Origin of the sequence: Herbaspirillum frisingense, assembly GCF_047325095.1 — a bacterium.
GTDB lineage: Bacteria > Pseudomonadota > Gammaproteobacteria > Burkholderiales > Burkholderiaceae_D > Herbaspirillum > Herbaspirillum frisingense.
The window spans coordinates 79,614-95,072 of record NZ_CP168558.1; the positions used below are offsets into that span (position 1 = coordinate 79,614).

At 63.2% G+C, this 15,459-nt stretch carries 14 protein-coding genes; 3 read left to right on the forward strand and 11 right to left on the reverse strand.

The window, feature by feature from the left end:
- Positions 1 to 48: 48 nt before the first annotated feature.
- The 10 genes from metW to ACEOAC_RS00490 all read right to left on the reverse strand — a co-directional run bounded on the left by metW (position 49) and on the right by ACEOAC_RS00490 (position 10,351).
- Positions 49 to 651, reverse strand: a complete 603-nt coding sequence (gene metW / locus ACEOAC_RS00445; RefSeq protein ID WP_006713312.1) for a methionine biosynthesis protein MetW — start codon at positions 649 to 651, stop codon at positions 49 to 51.
- On the reverse strand, positions 648 to 1,787 hold the full coding sequence (gene metX / locus ACEOAC_RS00450; RefSeq protein ID WP_102664098.1) for a homoserine O-succinyltransferase MetX: 1,140 nt from the start codon (positions 1,785 to 1,787) through the stop codon (positions 648 to 650). The genes metW and metX overlap by 4 nt, the downstream gene beginning before the upstream one ends.
- A gap of 337 nt (positions 1,788 to 2,124) precedes the next feature.
- Positions 2,125 to 3,912 (reverse strand): phosphoenolpyruvate--protein phosphotransferase, encoded by a 1,788-nt coding sequence (gene ptsP, locus ACEOAC_RS00455; RefSeq protein ID WP_413443706.1) that lies wholly within the window; start codon positions 3,910 to 3,912, stop codon positions 2,125 to 2,127.
- 250 nt (positions 3,913 to 4,162) lie between these two features.
- Entirely contained in the window at positions 4,163 to 4,432 is a 270-nt protein-coding gene (locus ACEOAC_RS00460) for an HPr family phosphocarrier protein (RefSeq protein ID WP_006713306.1), read from the reverse strand.
- Positions 4,433 to 4,504: 72 nt separating this feature from the next.
- Positions 4,505 to 4,981 (reverse strand): PTS sugar transporter subunit IIA, encoded by a 477-nt coding sequence (locus ACEOAC_RS00465; protein WP_039876622.1) that lies wholly within the window; start codon positions 4,979 to 4,981, stop codon positions 4,505 to 4,507.
- Positions 4,981 to 5,949 carry a glutathione synthase gene (gene gshB, locus ACEOAC_RS00470; protein WP_413443705.1) on the reverse strand — a complete coding sequence of 323 codons (969 nt, stop codon included), beginning with the start codon at positions 5,947 to 5,949 and terminating at the stop codon, positions 4,981 to 4,983. Before gshB ends, ACEOAC_RS00465 begins: the two co-directional genes overlap by 1 nt.
- A gap of 38 nt (positions 5,950 to 5,987) precedes the next feature.
- A complete protein-coding gene (gene gshA / locus ACEOAC_RS00475) occupies positions 5,988 to 7,286 on the reverse strand; it encodes a glutamate--cysteine ligase (protein WP_006713300.1) in 1,299 nt (432 codons plus the stop codon).
- Positions 7,287 to 7,669: 383 nt separating this feature from the next.
- Positions 7,670 to 9,202, reverse strand: coding sequence for an ammonium transporter (locus ACEOAC_RS00480; protein WP_241813801.1), 1,533 nt, complete (start codon positions 9,200 to 9,202; stop codon positions 7,670 to 7,672).
- Positions 9,203 to 9,217: 15 nt separating this feature from the next.
- Positions 9,218 to 9,556 (reverse strand): P-II family nitrogen regulator, encoded by a 339-nt coding sequence (locus tag ACEOAC_RS00485; RefSeq protein ID WP_006713297.1) that lies wholly within the window; start codon positions 9,554 to 9,556, stop codon positions 9,218 to 9,220.
- A gap of 12 nt (positions 9,557 to 9,568) precedes the next feature.
- Positions 9,569 to 10,351, reverse strand: a complete 783-nt coding sequence (locus tag ACEOAC_RS00490; RefSeq protein WP_077234967.1) for a TorF family putative porin — start codon at positions 10,349 to 10,351, stop codon at positions 9,569 to 9,571.
- A 418-nt stretch (positions 10,352 to 10,769) separates the two neighbouring features.
- On the opposite strand from ACEOAC_RS00490, the gene ACEOAC_RS00495 reads away from it, so the two are divergent.
- The 3 genes from ACEOAC_RS00495 (at position 10,770) to ACEOAC_RS00505 (ending at position 13,400) form a co-directional block, all read left to right on the forward strand.
- The gene (locus ACEOAC_RS00495) at positions 10,770 to 11,015 is read left to right on the forward strand and encodes an accessory factor UbiK family protein (RefSeq protein ID WP_006713294.1); all 246 of its coding nucleotides are present in this window, start codon (positions 10,770 to 10,772) and stop codon (positions 11,013 to 11,015) included.
- A gap of 73 nt (positions 11,016 to 11,088) precedes the next feature.
- On the forward strand, positions 11,089 to 12,624 hold the full coding sequence (locus tag ACEOAC_RS00500; RefSeq protein WP_413445273.1) for a YifB family Mg chelatase-like AAA ATPase: 1,536 nt from the start codon (positions 11,089 to 11,091) through the stop codon (positions 12,622 to 12,624).
- A gap of 143 nt (positions 12,625 to 12,767) precedes the next feature.
- Positions 12,768 to 13,400 carry a LysE family translocator gene (locus ACEOAC_RS00505; protein WP_241813906.1) on the forward strand — a complete coding sequence of 211 codons (633 nt, stop codon included), beginning with the start codon at positions 12,768 to 12,770 and terminating at the stop codon, positions 13,398 to 13,400.
- Positions 13,401 to 13,408: 8 nt separating this feature from the next.
- On the opposite strand, the gene ACEOAC_RS00510 is transcribed toward ACEOAC_RS00505, so the two are convergent.
- Positions 13,409 to 15,415: an OPT family oligopeptide transporter gene (locus tag ACEOAC_RS00510; RefSeq protein WP_413628633.1), complete on the reverse strand. Its 2,007-nt coding sequence runs from the start codon at positions 15,413 to 15,415 to the stop codon at positions 13,409 to 13,411.
- Positions 15,416 to 15,459: the final 44 nt, after the last annotated feature.

The window sequence follows — 15,459 nt, forward strand, 5'->3', positions numbered from 1 at the left end:
ATGGGGCGCTGCCGGACCGGCGTCTGCGGGGCATGTGAAGCTGAGCGCTTATTTCTTGCGCAACCTGAACACAGCCAGGCTGCCGCGCCAGTTGGGCAGGTAGCGTACCGGCTTGCCGTCCTTCAAGGCCACACACTCCAGCACTTCCAGCCCGACCTGGTTGGCCAGCGCCTCGAAGTCCCTGATCGTGGCGCAGCGCAGGTTCGGCGTATCATACCACTGGTAGGGAAGGCTTCTGGAGACCGGCATGCGCCCCCGCAAGAGCGCCACCCGGTGCGGCCAGTAGGCGAAATTGGGAAAGGACACCGTCACCTCACGCCCGACCCGGGCGATCTCGCGCAACGTGCCTTCCACGTCCTTGACCATCTGCAGCGCCGACAGGCACAGCACGGTATCGAAGGCATTGTCCTCGAACATGGCCAGGCCGCCATTCAAGTCCTGCTGGATCACCGAGACGTCGCGCGCCACGCACTTGGGAATCTGCGCATCATCGATCTCCACCCCATAGCCGGAACAGCCCTTGTCGGTCTGCAAATAATCCAGCATCACGCCATCGCCACAGCCCAGGTCCAGCACCTGCGACTTCTCGCGCACCCAGTGGGCGATGAAGGCCAGATCGGGGCGCAACGCGCTCAATTGTTCGAAAGTCATGCGCGGCCCTCCTGCTGCAGTTCGGTCCAGATGCTGGCGTAGTATTCGCGCACCACCTTCATGTAGCGCGCATCATCGAGCAAGAAAGCGTCATGCCCGTGCGGCGCGTCGATTTCGGCATAGCTCACGCGGCGTTTGTTGGCCACCAGCGCCTGCACCATCTCGCGGCTGCGTTCCGGCGAGAAACGCCAGTCGGTGGTGAAGGACACCAGCAGGAACCTGGCCCGTGTGCGGGCGAAGGCCTTGGCCAGGTCGCCGCCGAATTCACGCGCCGGGTCGAAGTAGTCCAGCGCCTTGGTGATCAGAAGATAGGTATTGGCGTCGAAGTAGGTAGAGAACTTGTCGCCCTGGTAACGCAGGTAGGACTCGATCTCGAAGTCCACGCCGTAGCCGAACTGGTACTGGCCGGAGCGCAGGTCGCGGCCGAATTTCTCGGCCATGTCGTCATCCGAGAGGTAGGTGATGTGACCCACCATGCGCGCCACCCGCAGACCGTTCTTGGGTACCACGCCATGCGCATAGAAATCGCCGCCATGGTATTGCGGATCGGTCAGGATGGCCTGACGCGCCACGTCGTTGAAGGCAATGTTCTGGGCCGACAGCTTGGGGGTAGAGGCGATCACCAGGCAATGACGCAGGCGATCCGGGTACATCATGCTCCAGGCCAGCGCCTGCATGCCGCCCAGCGAGCCGCCCATGACGGCGGCAAAGCAATCGATGCCCAGACGGTCCGCCAGGCGTGCCTGGGCATTGACCCAGTCTTCGACCGTCACCACCGGAAAATCGGCGCCGTAGGGCTGGCCGGTGGCCGGATTGGGGTGCATGGGGCCGGTGGACCCGAAACAGGACCCCAGGTTGTTCACGCCGATGACGAAGAAGCGGTCGGTATCGAGCGACTTGCCGGGGCCGACCATGTTGTCCCACCAGCCGACGTTGTCGGGGTCGTCGGCATAGACGCCGGCCACATGGTGGGACGCATTGAGCGCGTGGCACACCAGCACGGCATTGGATTTGTCGGCATTGAGGGTGCCGTAGGTTTCATAGGTCAGCGAGTAATCGGCCAGCGCGGCGCCGCTCTGTAGCGGCAGGGGCTGGTCGAAATGCATGACCTGGGGCGATACGATTCCGATCGACATGATGTTTCTGCGTAAGTGACTCGGCGCCAGGCGATCCTTGTGGGTCAGGGCTGGCGGTCGCTTCGCCGGAATGAGCTGGAGCCCGTCTTCGGAGCGCTGGTCACGGGCAACAAAAAAGCCCGGAAGCAATGCTTGCGGGCTCACTCATCGATGGGGCTGGGGCTGGTCTTGGGAAGAACTGCTGATCCAAGCTCGCTTTAGCCGCATTTAGATGGGATCAGGATCCCGGCGCCCGCAAGCTGAAGTTGGTCAAACCGTTCAAATCGGCGCAGTGGCGTAAGAATACCCAAGTCGGGCAGGCCCGTCAAACGACCCTGCCCGGCCAACGCGGCGCAGCTCAGCGTCGCCTTGCCACCTTGGCTTCGACCGCTGGCACTTCTGCGTGCAGGGCCTGCAGTTGCGCCATGGCCGCGCTGATGGCGGACGGTTCGGAGGCGCGCAAGACCTTCTTGACCTGTGGCTCCAGCAAACGCAGGTCGCTGTTGAGGATCTCGTTCTTCACCGACAGGATCTGCGAGGGATGCATGGAAAATTCCAGCAGGCCCATGCCCAGCAGCAGGCGCGTCCATTTCAGGTCGCCCGCCATTTCGCCACAGACCGACACCGGAATGCCGGCCTTGCGCCCCTGGGCGATTACCGTCGAGAGCAGGAACAGCACGGCCGGATGCAGGGGGTCATAGAGATGCGCCACTTCGTGGTCGACGCGGTCGATGGCCAGCGTGTACTGGATCAGATCGTTGGTACCGATGGAGAGAAAGTCCAGGCGCTTGATGAACAGGGGCAGTGCCAGCGCCGCCGCCGGAATCTCGATCATGGCGCCCACCGGGATGTCCTCATCGAACTTCTGCTTGCGATCGCGCAACTGCTGCTTGGCCTGCTCGATCATCGTCAACGTCTGGTCGATCTCGAAGGCATGCGCCATCATCGGGATGAGCAGCTTGATCGGCCCATACGCGGAAGCACGCAGGATGGCGCGCAACTGCGTGAGGAACATCTGCGGCTCGGACAGGCAATAGCGGATGGCGCGCAGACCCAGGGCCGGGTTCAGGGCGGTTTCCTCATCCTCGTCCAGCGGCTTGTCGGCACCCACGTCGAGCGTACGGATGGTGACCGGCCGCCCCTTCATGGCGATGACGACCTGCTTGTATGACTCGCACTGTTCATCCTCGGAAGGGAATTTCTCCAGATGCCCGGCGCGCCCCATGAACAGGAACTCGGAGCGGAACAGACCGATGCCCATGGCCCCCGCCTCGAAGGCCGGCGCGGCATCGCCCGGCAATTCGATGTTGGCCAGCAGCGTGACGGGTTCGCCATCCTGGGTGATGGCGGGAGTCTTCTTCAGGCGCGAGAGCTTCTTGCGCTCGCGCAGCAGGCGCTCCTGGCGGGCACGGTACTGCGCCAGGACCAGAGGCGAGGGATCGACGATGACCACGCCCGCATCGCCATCGATGATGAGCACGTCATCGTGCTTGACCAGTACCGAGGCGTTATGCATGCCCACGGCCGCCGGAATGGCCAGGCTGCGGGCGACGATGGCGGTATGCGAATTGGGCCCGCCCAGGTCGGTGACGAATCCGGCAAAGGCATTCCCGCGGAACTGCAGCATGTCGGCCGGCGAGATGTCGTGCGCCACCACGATGATGTTGGCCGCGGCCTCACCAGTGGGAGGAAGAGGGTTGGCGCTACCGGTCATGACCTTGAGGATGCGCTCGCCCACCTGCTGGATGTCGGCCTTGCGCTCGCGCAGGTAGGGGTCCTCGATTTCGTCGAACTGGGCCGACAATTCCTCGATCTGGGTGACCAGCGCCCATTCGGCGTTGTAGTAGCGGTGACGGATGATGTCCTGCGGCACTTCGGCAAGCATCGGGTCCGACAGGATCAGCGAATGCACGTCGATGAAGGCGCCCAGTTCCGGCGGCGCATCCTTGGGCAGTTCCGAACGGATGGTGTGCAGTTCCTGGTGCACTGCCTTGACGGCGCCCTTCAGGCGCGCGATCTCGGCTTCGACCTGGTCGGCCGCGACCAGGTAATGTTTGACGTCCAGTGCGGCCGGCGCCATCAAGTGCGCGCGTCCGATGGCGATGCCTTGCGACACCGCGATTCCATGTAAGCTGAAAGAAGCCATCGCGTATCTCCTGCCTGTGTTCTTATATTCCGCCGTGTTGCCAGCGCGCGGTAGCCTGGAGCAAGTTACCGAACAAATAGCGGTTTGGCAATCGCGACCGGGGACATCGCGGCGGGGTGGGGTGACAGGCAGCTGGGGTGAATATTGTTTCACGTCACGCAACATGTACGTGACGATCCTCACATCGCAAGAAGCATTCCAGCCGCGCCGCGATGTTGCGGCGCAAAACCGCGGGCGCGGTCGGGGAGGATTATTGGCCTTCGCCGAACTTGTCAGCGATCAGCGCTTCAAGCGCCGTGAAGCATTCCTGCTCGTCGGCGCCATTGGTTTCCAGGGTCACCATGCTGCCCTTGCCGGCGGCCAGCATCATCACGCCCATGATGGACTTGGCATTGACGCGGCGCTTGTTGAAGGTGAGCCAGACTTCGCACTTGAACTTGCCGGCCAGCTGGGTGAACTTGGCCGAAGCACGGGCATGCAGACCAAGCTTGTTGACGATTTCGAGTTCTTTTTGAATCATGTTCCGCTTTCGTTTTTATCTTGTTGGCGCGCGCCGTCCGCGACCGCAGTCCAATGCGGTCACAACGATGGATCAGGCCGAGGCTGCCACGCGGATGCGATTGTCGATCCGCACTGCACCATTCTGGCCTCCGGCCAGCGCCATTTCAACCACTACATCCAGCGTGTCATTGCGATAGGTCAGAGCCCGCAGCAGCATCGGCAGGCTGATGCCTGCGATCACCTGGACGTTGCCCAGACCACACAGGAAGCCCGTACAGTTGGAGGGCGTACCGCCCATGACATCGGTGATGACCAGCACACCGCTGCCATCATCGAGGCGACCTACCGCCTCGATGGCGAGTTTTTGCACCTCCGCCGGGTTCTGGTCGGCGATCACGTCAATCGCCTCCATCCGTTCGGGACGGCCGCGGAAGACGTGCGTTGCGGCGGCCAGGAAAGCTTGCCCCAGCGGGGCGTGCGTCAAGAGAAGAATACCAACCATGGATTTGTTGCCATCTGATGCGACGCGCTTTTCCCCGAGCAGCCCGTCATGCTCTGTCGATCCCATTATCCGATCGACCCTGTTGCCTCTGCTGCCCCTGCGGCCACTTCCAGCGCGTCCACGAACATCGCGGCCACGTCAAACCCGGTCTGCTGGGTGATTTCCTGGAAGCAGGTCGGGCTGGTCACGTTGATCTCGGTGAGATAGTCGCCGATGGCGTCCAATCCTACCAGCAACAGGCCACGTTCATACAGGACAGGACCCAGCGCTTCGCCGATCTCGATATCCCGCGCCGATGCCGGTTGTGCCTTGCCCAGACCACCGGCGGCCAGGTTGCCGCGCACCTCGTTGCCCTGCGGAATGCGTGCCAGCACATTGGGCACCACCTTGCCGCCGATCAACAGGATGCGCTTGTCGCCTGCGCTGATCTGAGGAATGAAACGTTGCGCCATGATCGTGCGTTGACCGTTGTCGGTCAGGGTCTCGATGATGGAGCCCAGGTTCATGCCGTCGGCCTTGACGCGGAAGATGCCCATGCCACCCATGCCGTCCAGGGGCTTGAGGATCACGTCCTGGTGCTCACCGTGGAAATCGCGCAGGCGCTTGGCATCCCGCGTGACCAGCGTCGGCGCGGTGTATTGCGGGAATTGGGCGATGGCCAGCTTCTCGTTGTGGCTGCGGATGGCCGCCGGCTTGTTGAACACGCGCGCGCCCTGCTTCTCGGCCAGCTCCAGCAGGTAGGTGGTGTAGATGTACTCCATGTCGAAGGGCGGGTCCTTGCGCACGATCACCGCATCGAACTCGGAGAGGAAGGCCGAGGCCGGCTTGTCGGCCCGGTACCAGTCATCGGCATCGCCGGTCAGCGTCACCTTGAAGGCATTGGCGGTCACCAGCCCGCTTTCCAGCACCAGGTCGCCCTGTTCGAAGGCGTAGATGGCGTGACCACGCCGCGCGGCTTCGCGCATCATGGCAAAGGTGGAATCCTTGTACGTCTTGAACGTATCCAGAGGATCGGCGAGGAAAGCGATTTTCATGAGACGGGTGTCCTGTTGGGCCTGGCGCAGGCCCGATATTAATAAACTTCCGGGTTGGGATCGGTCTTTTCCATCTCTACCGATGCCGCCAGCAGCGCCAGTCGCGCCACCACGCCATACATGTAGAAACGGTTGGGCGCGGCCGTCCCCGGCTTGGCGTGCATGTCCGGCAGGGCGTGCTGCTGGGCGAAGGCCAGGGGCACGAAATGCGCGCCGGGCGCATTGAGGTTCTCGTTCACGCCACGGTCGGCATGTACGCGGTAGAAACCGCCCACCACGTAACGGTCGATCATGTAGACCACCGGCTCGGCCACGGCCTGGTTGATGCGCTCGAAGGAGTGCACGCCTTCCTGCACGATCACCTCCGACACTTCCAGTCCTTCCTTGCCGGCCAGCATGCCGGTGCGCTGCTTGCGGTTGAGGTCCTTGATCTCGCTGGCATCCTTGACTGTCATGATGCCCATGCCGTACGTACCGGCATTGGCCTTGATAAAGACGAAGGGTTGTTCCTTGATGCCGTATTCCTTGTACTTCTTGCGGATCTTCGACAGCAGCGAGGACACGCTGTCGGCCAGCGCGTCGGTACCGGTATTTTCCTGGAAATCGATGTCGCCAACCTTGGTGAAGAGCGGATTGAGCATCCAGGGATCGACTTCCACCATCTTGGAAAACTTCTTCACCACCTCATCATAGGCAGCGAAGTGATTGCTCTTGCGGCGCATTGCCCAGCCGGCATGCAGCGGCGGCAGCACGCTCTGCTCATGCAGGCCCTCAAGCACCGACGGAATGCCGATGGACAGGTCGTTGTTGAGCAGCACCGTACAGGGATCGAAATTCTTGAGGCCCAGGCGACGACCATTGGCCGAACGTTCCAGCGGCTCCAGGGTGATCTGGGTGCCGTCGGGCAACTCCATGTGCTGCGGCTTGGTCACGCCCGGCGCCAGGGTCCCCAGGCGCACGTTCAGTCCGGTCTGGCGGAAGATCTGCATCAGCCGGCCGATGTTTTGCAGGTAGAAGGTATTGCCGGGCTGGTTTTCCGGGATCAGCAGCAGATTGCGCGCGTCCGGACAGTATTTCTCGATGGCGGCCATGGCCGCCTGGACCGCCAGCGGCAGCATTTCCGGCGACAGGTTGTTGAAGCCGCCCGGGAACAGGTTGGTATCGACCGGCGCCAGCTTGAAGCCGGCGTTGCGCAGATCGACCGAGCAATAGAACGGCGGCGTATGTTCCTGCCACTCCATGCGGAACCAGCGTTCGATGGCCGGCGTGGCGCCCAGGATTTTCTTCTCCAGCTCCAGCAGGGGACCATTCAGAGCGGTGACGAGATGCGGGACCATAAAAAACCTTAACGAGATGTAAATGCCGGCAGCGAGTGACGATTTTAGCGGATTCCTGCATCCGTGTTGCGACGCGGTATAGGCCGCCGGGCTGCGCTGTTGCCATTTCAGCCACGGCCCTCACCGGCCACGGTCGCTGCAAGGGCGTGGCTGGGAGACTCCAGATGGCGATGATGAAGGTATTTTAAAGAGCCCGAGTCAAATAGTCGGGAATTATTGCGCGGCGATGCAAAAGTGCATCACTTGCAGCATTGCCATGAAGAAACCTTCACTAACCTGTCTCTTCCTGGCGGCCGGAAAATGAAAAAAGGCGCCCGAAGGCGCCTTATAAAGAGGCCGTTTCCAGCCCCGAAGGAATACTGCAGACTCGTTACAGCTGATGCTTAGTGGTAAGCCGATTCGCCGTGGCTGGAAATGTCCAGGCCTTCGCGTTCTTCCTCTTCGGTCACACGCAGACCGATGACGACGTCGACGATCTTGTAGGCGATGAAGGAAACCACACCCGAGATCACCACGGTGGTCAGCACGCCCTGGAACTGGATCCAGACCTGGCCGCCGATGGAGTAGTCCGGTGCCACGGCATTGGCGACGTAGTCGTAGATGCCGGTGCCGCCCAGGCTCGGTGCAGCGAACACACCGGTCAGGATGGCACCCAGGATGCCGCCCACGCCGTGCACGCCGAACACGTCCAGCGCGTCGTCCGAACCCAGCAGCTTCTTCAGACCGCTCACGCCCCACAGGCACAGCAGGCCAGCGATCAGGCCCATGACCACGGCGCCGATGACGCCCACGAAGCCGGCCGCCGGAGTGATCGCCACCAGACCGGCGACAGCACCCGAAGCAGCACCCAGCATGGAGGGCTTGCCCTTGCCGATCCATTCGCCGAAGCTCCAGGACAGCACGGCAGCAGCAGTTGCCAGGATGGTGTTGACGAAGGCCAGGGCAGCACCACCGTTGGCTTCCAGACCGGAGCCGGCATTGAAGCCGAACCAGCCGAACCACAGCAGCGAGGCACCGACCATGGTCAGGGTCAGGCTATGCGGCTTGAAGGCTTCCTTGCCGAAACCGATACGCTTGCCGATCACATAGGAACCGACCAGGCCAGCGATAGCGGCGTTGATGTGCACCACGGTGCCGCCGGCGTAATCCAGCGCGCCCTTCTGGAACAGCCAGCCCGAGATCGCAGTTGCCTTTTCAGCAGCAGCAGCATCGGTGAAGGCGTCCGGACCCGGCCAGAACCAGACCATGTGGGCCATCGGCAGGTAGGAGAAGGTGAACCACAGGATCGAGAACAGGATCACGGCGGAGAACTTCACGCGTTCTGCGAAGGAACCGATGATCAGCGCCACGGTGATGGCTGCAAACGCACCCTGGAAGGCCACGAAGACCAGTTCGGGGATGACCACGCCCTTGCTGAAGGTGCCGGTGGTCGAATCACCGGTCAGGCCATGCAGGAACAGTCGGTCGAAGCCGCCGAAGAATGCTCCACCCTCGGTGAACGCGATGCTGTAGCCGTACACGAACCACAGGATGTAGATCAGCGAGAAGATCATGAAGCACTGCATCAGCACCGACAGCATGTTCTTGCTGCGCACCAGGCCGCCGTAGAACAGGCCCAGGCCCGGCAGGGTCATGAGGATGACGAAGGCGGTGCAGACCAGCATCCAGGCGGTATCGCCCTTGTTGGGCACCGGTGCGGGTGCGGCGGCAGCGGCCGCCGGGGCGGCAGGAGCAGCAGCGGCAGGAGCGGCAGCTTCAGCCTTGGGTGCAGCCGGAGCGGCAGCGGCCGGGGCAGCGGCGGTGGCCGCAGCTTCAGGCTTGGGCGCGTCCTGCGCCTGGGCCGGGGCAGTAAAACCTACTGCAAACAGCAGCGCGCCAATGGCGAGCGCGCCGGAAAACATTTTCTTCATGCTCATTAGAGTTCCCCTTTTTTACAGAGCGTCTTTGCCGGTTTCGCCGGTACGGATACGGATCACATCCAGCAGATCCTGGACGAAGATCTTGCCGTCACCGATCTTGCCGGTGCGGGCTGCGGTCTCGATGGCTTCCAGCGCGCGCTCGACGATGGCGTCGTCCACCGCTGCCTCGATCTTGGTCTTGGGCAGGAAATCGACCACATACTCGGCGCCACGATAGAGCTCGGTATGGCCTTTCTGACGACCGAAGCCCTTGACTTCGGTCACGGTGATGCCTTGCACACCGATCGCGGAGAGGGCTTCACGCACCTCGTCCAGCTTGAACGGCTTGATGATCGCAGTGATCAGTTTCATACGAACCTCTTGTTAGAAAGTTTTGCTGATGGAGACGACGACGCCGTTCTTGCCGACGTTCTTGGCACCGTCCGATGCCGGGGTGGTAGCGAAGCCATCCTTCATGTCGGTACCGACATAGGCCACGCCCAGGGTGATGCCGGCGACTTCGTCGAAGGTCTTGGACAGGCCGATCTTCCAGTCGGTGTAGCTGGCCTCGCTGGGGTTGCCGCGCACGTTCTGGTGACCCACGTGCAGACCCAGCATCACGCCGTAGAAGGTCTCGAAGTTGGCACCCAGGTCGTAGTACTGGCTGTACTTGCTGTTGACCGCGCCGAACAGGTTGGTCAGCGATTGCGAATACTTGAAGTAGGCCGGGCCGTAACCGATCTGGCCATACAGTTCGAAGGTATTGGCGTTCTTCAGGCCGGCATTGGCCAGGGTGTTGCCCGGGTAGTAGTAGTACAGGCCGCCGACGTCGTAGGTGAAGCCGCCGCCGATGTCACCGCGCTTGCCGCCGTAGATGTCCCATTCGACATCGCCCTTGGTATCGGTACCGGTCAGTGCGCCAGCGTCCTTGATCCACTTGATGTTGGTCAGCCAGGTACCGGCGTACAGGCCGGTCGGGTTGTGCGTGTAGTCAGCGCCAACCTGCAGGGCCGGGTCGAAACGCGTCTGGGTCAGGCCGCGGTAGCGGTAATCGCTCACGACCGCAGCGTTGAAGCTCAATTCATTGTCTGGCTTGGCGTCCTCTGCACGGGCCACGGTAGAAACGAAGGATGCTGCGATGGCTGTTGCAAGAATCAGTTTCTTCATGACTTTCCCTCTGGTTTGTGTTTAACAGTTAAGTCTTTTTGTCTTTTGCCCAAACCATGTAGCAGGAGCCGTGCCATGTCCTTTCGGCAAGGCAGACTTGTGTTTTTGCTGGAAAGCGGAGATTTACAACGATTTTTTTCGACACCAGCTTAAAAATAGTGCACTCGAAGCGAAAATGCACGACCGTGGTGCGATATTGATTGCTTTTTGATAATCCTGCGTCAAACGAGGCAAACACATTTTGGTGCGTGGGCCCGGGGCGAAGCCAAAGTCACCAAGTCGGAGCATTTCCTGAAGGAAAATTCTTCACTTTCCGGCACCCGCTCGCAAAAAAACGGTCTCATCAGGGCATCGCGTTTTGAGGATGGCTGCGAAACCGCTAAACTTGCAGCTTAGCTATCTGCCAAGGAGATCCGACATGGACAAGCCCCCATTTTTTGAAGACCTGCAATCCAAGATCAACAAGGCGATCGAGAATTCTCCGGCCAAGGACATCGAGAAGAACGTCAAGGCCATGCTGAGCCAGGGTTTTGCCAAGCTGGACCTGGTCACGCGCGAGGAATTCGACATCCAGGCCCAGGTGCTGGCCAAGACCCGCGCCCGCCTGGAAGCGCTGGAAGCGCGTGTTGCCGAGCTTGAGGCTCAGCAAAAACAAACCCCATGACCCTGGCGACAACCCTCACTTCCCTTCTTCCCCCTCCCCTTTTCCCTTCGAGCACACTGCCGGGCTCGTTGCGATGAGCCTGGCGGTCTTGCGCAGCCGCGCGCTGGCCGGCATGGCCGCCCCACCGGTGACGGTGGAGGTGCATCTGGCCAATGGCCTGCCGGCCTTCACCATCGTCGGTCTTCCCGAAGCCGAAGTGAAGGAAGCCAAGGACCGCGTCCGGGCGGCGCTGCAGAATGCGCGGTTCGAATTCCCGGCACGACGCATCACGGTCAACCTGGCGCCTGCCGACCTTCCCAAGGAATCCGGGCGCTTCGACCTGCCGATCGCGCTGGGCATCCTCGCCGCCTCCGGGCAGATTCCCTCTGACCATCTGGATGACTATGAATACGCAGGTGAACTGTCGCTATCGGGCCAATTGCGGCCGATCCGCGGTGCACTGGCAATGACCTGCGCCATGCAACACCCCGGGGAGCCGGACCGGCGGCAACGCGCCTTCATCCTGCCGGTCGGTAATGCCGACGAGGCGGCGCTGGTGCAGCAGGCGACCATCCTTCCGGCCGCGTCGCTGCTGGATGTATGCGCGCATTTCAGCGCCCGCGACGAGAGAGGCCGCCTGCAGCGCCATCGAGGCGCCACCGGGGCAGGAGCGAATGGTCAGCGCCCGGCCTACCCCGATTTCAGCGATATCAAGGGACAGCTCCGGGCCAGGCGGGCGATGGAGGTGGCGGCAGCCGGGGGCCACAGCATCCTGCTGGTGGGGCCGCCCGGGGCGGGCAAATCGATGCTGGCCACGCGTTTTGCCGGCATCCTGCCGCCCATGAGCGAGGCACAGGCGCTGGAGTCGGCCGCCGTCCAATCGCTGGCCGGCCACTTCGACAGCGCCCGCTGGAAACAGCGCCCCTATCGCGCGCCGCATCACACGGCCTCCGCCGTGGCGCTGGTCGGTGGCGGTAGCACACCCCGCCCGGGCGAGATCTCGCTGGCCCATCACGGGGTGCTGTTCCTGGACGAGATCGCGGAATACCCGCGCAGCGTGCTCGACGTGCTGCGCCAGCCGATGGAGTCGGGCCACATCGTCATTTCACGGGCGGCACGCCAGGCGGAGTTTCCCGCGCGCTTCCAGTTGGTCGCGGCGATGAACCCCTGCCCATGTGGCTTCTACGCCGACCCGAGCGGACGTTGTCGCTGCACGCCGGAGCTGGTCAAGCGCTACCAGCAACGCCTGTCCGGCCCCCTGCTGGATCGCATCGACATGCAATTGCAGGTGGCTGCGCTGACGCCCACAGAGCTGGGCGCGCCTGGGCAGGGGGAATCCAGTGACGCCATCGCCGCACGGGTGGCGGCCGCCGCCGAGCGGCAATGGCAACGCCAGGGCATGCCCAACAGCCAATTGAGCGGCAGCGCGGTGGACCGGTATTGCGACCCCGGCGCCGAGGGCGCGCAACTGCTGCAGCAGGCCATGGTCCGCCTGCAGTGGTCGGCCCGGGCCTATCACCGCGTGCTGCGGCTGGCGCGCACCATCGCCGATCTGGCCGGCGCGCCTGCCATCCAGGCGGCGCATATTGCCGAAGCGATCCAGTACCGGCGCGCCCTCAATACGGGGTGACGCCGCACCGGTGACGGCGACAGGGCCTGTTGCGATGACCATGCGGCGGCTCTGTATCTTTTGCGACCGCCCTGACCGGGCTAGTCTGTGATGGCTGGAGCGGCGATGACGCCGCTCGCGTCATTTCCGGAAAGAGCCCGCCCATGCCCACCACCTCCACCCTGCTTGCCTTTGGCGCGATCTGCCTGGGCATGGTACTCACGCCCGGACCGAACATGCTTTATCTGGTTTCGCGTTCGGTCTGCCAGGGCCGCAAGGCCGGGCTGATCTCGCTGGGAGGCATCGTGCTGGGATCGGTCTTCTATATGCTCTGTGCGGCAGGCGGCATCACCGCGCTGGTGATGGCGGTGCCCCTGGCCTATGACGCGCTGCGCCTGGGTGGCGCGGCCTACCTGCTCTACCTGGCCTGGCAGGCGTTGCGGCCGGGTGGGCGCTCCCCCTTCGCCTTGCGCGAGTTGCCGCCGGACAGCCCGCGCAAGCTCTTTGCAATGGGCCTGGTGACCAGCCTGCTCAATCCCAAGATCGCCGTGATGTACCTGTCCCTGCTGCCGCAATTCATCCATGCGGACCAGGGCAGCGTACTGGGGCAATCGCTGGCGCTGGGCATGACCCAGATCGTGGTGGGTGTGAGCGTCAATGCCATGATCACGCTCTCGGCGGCGTCCATCTCGGCCTTGCTGGCCGCGCGTCCGGGCTGGCAACTGGTACAGCGCTGGCTGATGGGCACGGTGCTGGCCGGGCTGGCCTTGCGCATGCTGGTGGAGAGCCGCCGCTAGGCTTGTACTCAGCGCGCCGGCATGATGCGCCGTACGAAGGCCACCAGGATCAGCACCAGCGCGGCCAGTCCCCACCATTGACCGGTGGACTCGAAGTCGCCCGAGACCAGCGCCAGTGGGGCATCCTTGCCGGTGAAACCGATCACGGCCGCCAGCAGCACCCCGACCAGGCTTTCGCCGACGATCAGGCCGGATGCCACCAGGATGCCGCGCTGGCGCGGCTTGTCGGCATAGGCGTCAAAGTCGGCACCGGCAGCCCGGGCGCGTCGGCGCAGGCCGCGTTCGATCACCCAGCCCAGCACCGCACCCAGGAACAGGGCGCTGCTGACCATCGGCGGCAGATAGATGCCGATGCCCACCGCCAGTACCGGCAGGCGCGCCACACCGCCACGACGCGCCAGCAGCCAGTCGATCACGATCAGCACGATGCCCAGCGCCACCCCCACACCCAGCATGGTCCAGTTGAGCTCACGGGTGAAGATGCCGGTGGCGATCGCCGTCATCAGGGTCGCCTGCGGTGCCGCCAGCGCCTGTGCCGCATCCATGCCGGCTCTCGGCAAGGCGCCGGTGAAACCGTAGGCGTTGTACAGCAGGTTCAGTACCGGCGGGATGATCAGCGCACCCACCACGCAACCGACCAGCAACGCCACCTGCTGGCGCCATGGCGTGGCACCGACCAGTTGGCCTGTCTTGAGATCCTGCAGGTTGTCGTTGGCGATGGCGGCCACGGCAATGATGGCGGCCGTCACGAACAAGGCCACGGCAATGGCCAGCTTGCCGCCTTCAGGCGTGGCCAGCAGCGGATCGACCGCCCCCGAGACCAGCAGCAGGACCGACACCAGGATCACGGCGACGATGCCAATCCCGGAAATCGGGCTGGACGAAGAACCGATCAGCCCGGCCATGTAACCGCAAGCGGCCGCGACCAGAAAACCGAACACGAAGGCGAACACCACCGCATAGACGACCAGTCCGATGAACAGGCCCGCCGTCACCGGCGTACCCGAGAGGAACGAGGCAAACACCACCGCCAGCAGCGCGATCATGGCCAGGCTGATGACGATGATCCAGCGCGGCGACATGTCCTGGTCGGTGCGCTCGGTGCTGCCCTGCTGGCGGCGCGCCAGCGTCGACAGCGAGGCCCTGACGCCTTCCAGCATGGGCTTGAAGAGCGTTGCCAGGGTCCAGATCGCCGCCACGCCGATCATGCCGGCACCGATGAAGCGCACCTGGCTTTTCCAGAGCCCGTTGGCGAAGTCGGACAGCGCCACGCCGGCAGCATGCGGGGTCACCGCGGTCAGGTACGGCACGGCCACACCCCAGGCCAGGACCATGCCGATCAGGATGGCAATGCCGGAGACGATGCCGATCATGTATCCCGCGCCGACCAGTGCCAGCGAAAAGCCCATCGTCAGCCTTACCACCGAGGCACCGGCAGTGAGCCACACGCTGATGCTCTCGGCGAACAGCTTCAGGCCGCTGGCGATGACGCTGAAGGCGGCCGCCAGGGTGCCGCCGAAGAGAATGTCCCGCAGCCCGCGGCGGGTCTCCTCGCCGCCATCGGCGTCGGCGCTGCCCACCCGCAGGATTTCGGCCGCCGCCACGCCCTCGGGGTAGGGCAGCGCGCTTTGCACCACCATCACCCGCCGCAGCGGGATGGAAAACATCACGCCCAGCATGCCGCCGGCAGCACAGATGCCCAGCGTCTGCAGGAAGGGGAAGCCCTGCCAGTGCCCCATCATCACCAGTCCGGGCAGGATGAAGATGATCGAGGACAGGGTGCCGGCCGCCGAGGCCTGGGTCTGCACCATATTGTTTTCGAGGATGTTGGCATTGCTGAACAGGCGCAGCACCGCCATCGAGATCACGGCGGCGGGAATCGCCGACGAGAAGGTCAGGCCGACCTTCAGCCCGAGATAGACGTTCGAGGCGGTAAATACCACCGTGATCAATGCGCCCAGCAGCATGCCGCGCAGCGTCAGTTCCGGCAGGCTGGTTTGGTTGTCGTTTTGCATATCCGTAGAGGGTTCCGTTGGGATGCGTTCTTATACCGCAAGAA

Coding starts and splice junctions, on each gene's coding strand:
- gshA (WP_006713300.1), bottom strand. CDS start 7,286: ATGGTCCCGCATCTCGTCACCGCTCTGAATGGTCCCCTGCTGGAGCTG.
- ACEOAC_RS00480 (WP_241813801.1), bottom strand. CDS start 9,202: ATGAGCATGAAGAAAATGTTTTCCGGCGCGCTCGCCATTGGCGCGCTG.
- ptsP (WP_413443706.1), bottom strand. CDS start 3,912: ATGGCTTCTTTCAGCTTACATGGAATCGCGGTGTCGCAAGGCATCGCC.
- gshB (WP_413443705.1), bottom strand. CDS start 5,949: ATGAAAATCGCTTTCCTCGCCGATCCTCTGGATACGTTCAAGACGTAC.
- ACEOAC_RS00460 (WP_006713306.1), bottom strand. CDS start 4,432: ATGATTCAAAAAGAACTCGAAATCGTCAACAAGCTTGGTCTGCATGCC.
- ACEOAC_RS00495 (WP_006713294.1), top strand. CDS start 10,770: ATGGACAAGCCCCCATTTTTTGAAGACCTGCAATCCAAGATCAACAAG.
- ACEOAC_RS00490 (WP_077234967.1), bottom strand. CDS start 10,351: ATGAAGAAACTGATTCTTGCAACAGCCATCGCAGCATCCTTCGTTTCT.
- metW (WP_006713312.1), bottom strand. CDS start 651: ATGACTTTCGAACAATTGAGCGCGTTGCGCCCCGATCTGGCCTTCATC.
- ACEOAC_RS00505 (WP_241813906.1), top strand. CDS start 12,768: ATGCCCACCACCTCCACCCTGCTTGCCTTTGGCGCGATCTGCCTGGGC.
- ACEOAC_RS00485 (WP_006713297.1), bottom strand. CDS start 9,556: ATGAAACTGATCACTGCGATCATCAAGCCGTTCAAGCTGGACGAGGTG.
- ACEOAC_RS00465 (WP_039876622.1), bottom strand. CDS start 4,981: ATGGGATCGACAGAGCATGACGGGCTGCTCGGGGAAAAGCGCGTCGCA.
- ACEOAC_RS00500 (WP_413445273.1), top strand. CDS start 11,089: ATGAGCCTGGCGGTCTTGCGCAGCCGCGCGCTGGCCGGCATGGCCGCC.
- metX (WP_102664098.1), bottom strand. CDS start 1,787: ATGTCGATCGGAATCGTATCGCCCCAGGTCATGCATTTCGACCAGCCC.
- ACEOAC_RS00510 (WP_413628633.1), bottom strand. CDS start 15,415: ATGCAAAACGACAACCAAACCAGCCTGCCGGAACTGACGCTGCGCGGC.